Origin of the sequence: Vibrio sp. Vb2880, assembly GCF_033337975.1 — a bacterium.
Lineage (GTDB): Bacteria > Pseudomonadota > Gammaproteobacteria > Enterobacterales > Vibrionaceae > Vibrio > Vibrio alginolyticus.
Map to the genome: position 1 here is coordinate 175,578 of NZ_JAWORT010000010.1, position 6,959 is coordinate 182,536.

Sequence of the window (6,959 nt, forward strand, 5' to 3'; positions counted from 1 at the left end):
TTTTTGGGGAGTTTTTGTTTATTTAAACAACACAAACCACAAATTTGCGCAGTAAACATCCAATCAGTTCAACTAGGGGTTTACAACATTTTCAAAGCCTTATATTATGCGCCTCAACAACGGAGAGATGGCTGAGTGGTTGAAAGCACCGGTCTTGAAAACCGGCATACGTTAATAGCGTATCTAGGGTTCAAATCCCTATCTCTCCGCCACTTTTAGAAAAAGCCCGCTAAGAAATTAGCGGGCTTTTTCGCATCTCCAGACTTAAAAAGATTTGTACAAATCACTTACCACTTCTTGAACGCAACTAAGCACTCCGCCACACTCCGAAAGAACCCACAAAAAATTAATGCCCTTTTCGTTCGTTCCAGTGTTGAATCAATTTGATATTTACATCTAGTTGTATCTACTCATCAATAAAGACTTCTTTAGCGGCATTGATAAGCTGCAAATGGATTGGGACGAGGTCAGCATGATTCGTTCGATATCCACCTCCAACGACAGCTGCGACAGGGATACCTCGAGATTTCACTGTTTGCATTAAAAATCTATCACGTTCTAAAATCCCTTGAGTCGACACATCAAAATATCCAAGCTCATCGTCTTGATGTATATCGACACCAGCATCGTAGATAACTAAATCAGGGCGATGAAGATTAAGTGCCATATCGACCACTTCTTTAAACGCCATTAAAAAATCCTCATCACCTGTCCCTCGCACCAAAGGCACATCGAGGTCAGACTGAGGCTTCCTCGCTGGGAAGTTTTTATCACAGTGGAAAGAAAGCGTGATGATATCTGGCTCATCGTCACATAAAGTTGCTGTTCCATCCCCATGGTGAACATCACTATCAATGATCAATACTTTATCGACATGCTCGACTTCGAGCGCTTGCCTGGCCGCGATCACTAAGTCATTAAATAAACAAAAACCACTGCCAAACTCTTTGTGTGCGTGGTGATACCCACCACTCAAATGAATGGCCACACCGTACTCAAGTGCCTTTTTTGCGGTCAGAGCCGTGCCCGCTGCTGAAGTTAGCGTTCTGGTAATGAGAGACTCACTCCAAGGAAAACCTATTCGGCGCATCTTCGCAGCTGGCATGTTTCCACTAACAAGTAACTCGACGTATTCCTCGTCATGAACACGTTTTACTTCCCCAACAGTTAATGCTTCGGGCTGGAAAAACTGCGCGTACTCTTTCCAGTTATCTTTCTCTATATGCACCAATACCGATTCATAGAGGTACTGGTATTTCATAATTGGGTAACGATGCCCCTCTGGCAACTCAAGTTGAGAATAAATCGGGTGGTAGATAAATGGCAGCATGAGAAATTCTTAATAACAATGGTAACGAAATAGTATCAACTTCAAGGGTTGAATAAAACGCAATTTAATTGATAATGATTTTCAATATCAATTAAATTTAATATACATATGAATTCTACTTTCTTTGCTATTCTCGGCGCACTGTTTGGCTCTCTTTGTGCTCTGTCCCTATTTTCATCTCTTGTTGTTGGTGCGTGGTGGTTGGTTGATTTTATGGTGCTTAGCTAACACAATGACTTTCAACTGAAATCAAAAAAACATAGGTGTTTGTATGAGTCAAACCGTCTTTATTACCGGAGCAAATCGCGGCATTGGCCTTAGCTTAACTGAGCTGTACCTGAAGCAAGGCCACCAAGTACATGCTACTAGCCGTTCCTTAGAGAACAGTTCAGAACTACAAACTCTAGCCTCACAATTCAGCAATCTAGTTTTGCACGAACTGGATGTCACGCACTACGAACAAGTCGCTACGCTTGCCGATAAACTCCCTGCCATCGACTTACTCATCAATAATGCAGGATATTACGGCCCCAAGGGATATGGCTTTGGAAATACTGACGTAGAAGCATGGCGTAAAGTCTTCGAAGTAAACACCATTGCTCCGTTAAAACTGGTTGAGTACTGTTACCCTCGCTTACAACAAGGCAAGATGAAAAAGATTGCTTGTATCTCATCAAAAGTCGGCAGTATGACCGAAAATACGTCCGGCGGCGGCTATATTTATCGCTCATCGAAAGCGGCGCTTAACTCGGTTGTGAAAAGCTTAAGTAATGATTTAACACCTGAAGGATTTACCGTTTTAGCGCTTCACCCTGGTTGGGTAAAAACGGCGATGGGTGGGCCAAATGCTTTGATAGATACGCAAACCTCCGCGCAAGGCCTAGCGAACGTGATAGAGCTGAGCACACCGCAGCTTTCAGGTCGATTTATTAACTACGATGGTACTGAGTTACCTTGGTAGCAGCATTAAGACACAACCATCACTAAACCAAATACCATCAAAGCCAGGCTTCATAATCGTGACTTGGTTGGCAAACATAATGTTCATCAGTGATCCACCAGCATAATTCACGCAATCTAACTTGAATTTATCTACATCCAATCCAGACTTAGGAAAAAGTAGAACAAATAAGGAGAAAGCACGATGGCAGCAGATAGGGATTTGGTTAATTTTAGCGAAGAGCACGAACTAAATTACTGCTTGAGAAGTGCTGGTAAACGCCAAACTCAAGCGAATCGAGATACATTAGTTGACTTGGGCAACCAGGTGAAAGAGGTACTGGACAAACGCGTGTTAACTCAAGGTGAAGTAAGAGGCGCGATCCAAAACCACGGTGACCTGTTCGAGTAATCTATTTTCAAGCATGCGCGGTGTTTAATTACACCGCGCTTGTCCTATGCCTGCTTACCTTTGGTTGCACGAGATTTAGTCGCGCCACCATTCTTTGAATAACTGCGCTTTTTACGTTTAAACGCAGGACGTTCCACCTTGGGTAGATGACGTAATGAATCAGGGATAGGGCCTGCTTTTACTTGTGCCATCAAGCTATCAATGCGTTGTTCCAGTGCTTGCATGAACGGCTGATATGCTTGATTTCTCTCTGCCATACCTTGTAACTGGTGCTCCCAATGAGCCGTCATATCAGGGTATGTTGAATCTTCTGGCAAGGCATGAATGAGACCTCTTCCCGCAGGAGAACTGAGAATTGACTTACCTTGACGCGTAAGCAGTTGGCGTTTGAACAGCGTATCCAAAATACCAGCGCGAGTCGCTTCCGTGCCTAGCCCATCAGTGTCACGAAGGATTTTTTTCAGTTCTTTATCCGCAACATAACGGGCGATCCCGGTCATCGCTTGCAACAGCGATGCCTCGGTAAAATGCTTTGGTGGCTCGGTTTTTCGGTCTTTTATTTCCCCTTCACGACAAGTTAACACGGTGCCTTCGGGTAGCGGTGGCACGGCATCAATACCTTCATCTTCCTTGTCAGTTTTGCCCATTAGCGCTTTCCAACCCGGCGAAACTAACTGACGACCTTTCGCGACAAACGTACCACCAGCGATATCGAAAACCAATTTCGCTTCTGCGTAAACCGCCGCCGGATAGAACTGCATGAGGTACTGGCGCGCAATCAATTGATACACTTTCATCTCATTGCCGGAAAGCGCATTCACATTAGCTTGCTTCGGTGTAGGGATAATCGCATGGTGCGCATCCACTTTTTTATCGTTCCAGGCTTTGGACTTTAATGTTAAGTCTGCTCCCTGAACGGCAACTTGCAACTCTTTTGCGTTATTCGCAATAGCAGTTGTCACCGTCCCTGCTTGTGAGTAGTGTTCCATTGGTAAATAGCGACAATCTGAACGCGGGTAAGTGATCAGCTTGTGCTTTTCATACAATGCCTGACAAGTATCTAGTACTTGTTGCGCACTCATACCATAGCGCTTCGCGGCATCGATCTGTAAAGCAGATAACGAATAGGGTAATGGTGCTGATTGCTTGGTTTGCTTTTGTTCCGACTCTGTCACTTTTGCGGGTTGATTTGCAATACGGTTTGCAACATTTTCCACCAACTTACGGTTTAATACTCGACCTTCTTCGTCCTGCCAAGGCTTGCATGCCTCACTTGGCTTCCAACGAGCACGAATATCAAAAGTACCATTGGCATCTTGATATGGGATCAGAGCATGTAGGGTAAAATAGTCCTTCGGGACAAAGTTTTCGATTTCTTCATCACGACGCACCACTAAGCCAAGAACTGGCGTTTGCACTCGCCCTACCGAGAGAACACCTTGATACCCTGCTTTTTGACCAAGCAAGGTATAAGCACGAGACATGTTCATACCATACAGCCAATCAGCCCGAGAGCGGGCCAATGCTGAAACTGAAAGTGGGATAAACTCGCGATTACTGCGCATAGAACTGAGAGCACGTTTAACCGCAGGTAAGTTCAAGTCGGAAATCAGCAAACGCTGTGTGGATTCCTTCTTGGTTTTAGATAACTTGCAATAGTCGAGAACTTCATCAACTAACAGCTGACCCTCTCGATCTGGGTCTCCTGCATGAATGACTTCATTAGCTTCTTTGAGCAATTTACGAATCACGGTTAATTGCTTACTTGCACTTTTCCTCGGTCTGAGCTGCCATTGCTGCGGAACAATTGGTAAATCTGCCATATTCCACTTTTTATAACGCTCATCGTAAGCGTCGGGTTCGACTTGTTCGAGTAAGTGGCCGATACACCAAGTAACGATATCACCGTTCCCACAGCGGATGAATCCTTGATCTTTCTTTTGAGGGTTTGGCAGTGCAGCGGCAATCGCACGGCCTAAACTTGGTTTTTCAGCAATAAACAGACGAGACATAACGTTTTGGAAATAAATATAATTAGGGCCACATTATCGAATGTAGCCCTAATAAATCAAGAAAAACTGTATAAATAAACAGTCAATTTATTTAAGTTTTCAGTTATAGGAATTCAACAAACTGAGAAAGGTCACGCTCAGGAACTTTCATCGGTGTACAACCAGGCGTGCCTAAGTACAAGAAACCAACAATCTCATCGTCACCCTCTAAACCAAATGCTTGATGAACTTCTGGATGGAACATCCACTTACCTGAGCGCCAAAACCCTTGAAAGCCTTGCGCTACGGCTGCCATTTGCATCGCTTGTACAGCGCATCCCGCAGATAAGTGTTGCTCTAGTGCTGGTACTTTCTCATGTTCTGTTACTTTAGCAATCACCGTGATCACCATTGGTGCGCGAAATGGGGCATTCTTTACCTTTTCGACCACCGCTTCATCACTATTTTCAGCTTCTGCCGCTTTTACCAATATATCTGACAGTTTTTTCAAACCATCGCCCTGTGCGATAACGAAACGCCAAGGGGTTAATCCCGCATGGTCAGGCGCACGAAGGCCAGCACGAATGATGTTCTCAAGTGCTTTACCTTCTGGAGCAGGCGCGGATAACTTCGCGATAGATCGGCGATTGAGCAAAAGATCGAGAGCGTCCATGAAAGAATCCTTATTGAATATCGTTGTTATTTTGTTTACGCCACTTTAGCACAATCTGCTCCTGCGAATAACAACCGGTTTTCTGTGGGCTTGATAACGTGCTTCACTTAACATCAATCTGGGTTTAATGTTAATTTATTCGCGAAATGAATAAGTTGAACATAGGCAGGTTGATGAACAAGGACAAACAAAACAGCATTTACGAAAAGATCGTTAATGACGAAGATGCCCGTGCCTGTAAGGCGATTCCTGAATCAGCTTGTCATCAAGTTCCCGGCAACTTTCTTAAAATCATTCTCGCTCAGTTTTTAACGAAGGTCGGCGATGCGTTAATCAACCCTAAAGTCACGTTGCCGTGGATACTACAAAGTCTCGGGGCTCCGGTTTACTTAATTGGTTGGCTGGTTCCTATTCGTGAGTCAGGCTCCCTTATCCCACAACTTAGCATCGCGCACTACATCCGACGCATTCCAGTAAGAAAATGGGTCTGGGTAATTGGCAGCATCTTGCAGGCTCTTTCCATATTTGCAATCGGATTGGTCGCATTAACTCTAACAGGAGCAGCTGCGGGTTATGGTGTGATTGCATGTCTTGTGATCTTCAGCCTCTCACGCGGTTTAAATTCCGTCGCATCAAAAGATGTATTGGGCAAAACCATCCCTAAAAACCAACGAGGTCAAGTCAACGGCTGGTCTTCAAGCGCTGCTGGCCTAGTTACGCTGCTTTTCGCTAGCCTTCTGGCACTAGCCTGGTTATGGGACGTAGAGCCGACAGAGCGCTTTTACGGTCTGAGTTTAGGCTTAGCGGGCGTCATATGGCTCATCGCGGCATTCGTCTATGCGCGAATTAATGAGTATGCCGGTGAGGTAGACGGTGGTCGAAATGGCGTCCTCGAAGCATTTAAACAACTCGCGTTACTTAAGACAGACGTGACCTTTCGTCGATTCGTTATCACGCGGACACTATTTTTATGTTCTGCGCTGAGTGCACCGTACTACGTTGTGCTGGCACAGCAATCTCTGGGTGGACAGCTCTGGGTGCTAGCTCTCTTTATGTTTGCGAGTGGCTTAGCCTCCTTTGTGTCAGGTCCTTTCTGGGGAAGAATGTCAGATCGCTCTAGCCGCAGTGTGATGGTCATAGGCGCAATGATGAGCGCGCTACTTGGTGTTGTGTTATTTGTTTACGATACATGGGTCACCGCTAGCCAAAGCTTCCTATTCGTGATTCCTCTGCTTTACTTTTGTGTTTGTATTGCCCACGACGGAATACGAGTCGGACGAAAAACCTATTTAGTTGATATCGCAGAAGGTGACAAACGGACGAGCTATGTAGCCGTGAGTAACACAGTGGTTGGGATAATGCTGCTTCTAATGAGCTCTCTTGGTGTTATGTCGAACTTCTTGAGCCTTTCAGCTGTGGTGTTAGTGTTCTCTTTTATTACTTTTGCTGGCGTGGTAATGGCCAAACAACTGCCAGATATCAGTGACTAGTTCTATACAAAAAAGCTGCGCTCAAAGCGCAGCTTTTATGGTAAACACTGTGCCGTCCTAAATAAGGTTGACACTTTCCACCCCCAAAATTGGAGAGTGTTATGAAATCAACAACTAAAAGAAC

The 6,959-nt window shown here is 44.9% G+C and carries 6 protein-coding genes and 1 tRNA gene; 4 read left to right on the forward strand and 3 right to left on the reverse strand.

The annotated features are described in order from the left end of the window. The first annotated feature begins 121 nt into the window (after positions 1–121). Positions 122–212 (forward strand) — tRNA-Ser (locus R7M92_RS13300). Positions 213–406: 194 nt separating this feature from the next. Here the strand turns inward: R7M92_RS13300 and R7M92_RS13305 are convergent. Further along, a complete protein-coding gene (locus R7M92_RS13305; RefSeq protein ID WP_318133613.1) occupies positions 407–1,330 on the reverse strand; it encodes a histone deacetylase in 924 nt (307 codons plus the stop codon). A gap of 271 nt (positions 1,331–1,601) precedes the next feature. Here R7M92_RS13305 and R7M92_RS13310 point away from each other — a divergent pair, with 271 nt between their 5' ends. After that, the gene (locus R7M92_RS13310; protein ID WP_262645867.1) at positions 1,602–2,291 is read left to right on the forward strand and encodes an SDR family oxidoreductase; all 690 of its coding nucleotides are present in this window, start codon (positions 1,602–1,604) and stop codon (positions 2,289–2,291) included. 183 nt (positions 2,292–2,474) lie between these two features. Next, positions 2,475–2,681, forward strand: coding sequence for a hypothetical protein (locus R7M92_RS13315; protein WP_005380717.1), 207 nt, complete (start codon positions 2,475–2,477; stop codon positions 2,679–2,681). Positions 2,682–2,725: 44 nt separating this feature from the next. Here the strand turns inward: R7M92_RS13315 and R7M92_RS13320 are convergent, their stop codons facing one another. Then, the gene (locus R7M92_RS13320; protein WP_017821143.1) at positions 2,726–4,693 is read right to left on the reverse strand and encodes a DNA topoisomerase III; all 1,968 of its coding nucleotides are present in this window, start codon (positions 4,691–4,693) and stop codon (positions 2,726–2,728) included. Positions 4,694–4,796: 103 nt separating this feature from the next. Then, positions 4,797–5,345, reverse strand: a complete 549-nt coding sequence (locus tag R7M92_RS13325; protein WP_005380711.1) for an NAD(P)H nitroreductase — start codon at positions 5,343–5,345, stop codon at positions 4,797–4,799. Positions 5,346–5,518: 173 nt separating this feature from the next. Here R7M92_RS13325 and R7M92_RS13330 point away from each other — a divergent pair, with 173 nt between their 5' ends. Continuing rightward, positions 5,519–6,835, forward strand: a complete 1,317-nt coding sequence (locus tag R7M92_RS13330) for an MFS transporter (protein WP_025767195.1) — start codon at positions 5,519–5,521, stop codon at positions 6,833–6,835. Positions 6,836–6,959: the final 124 nt, after the last annotated feature.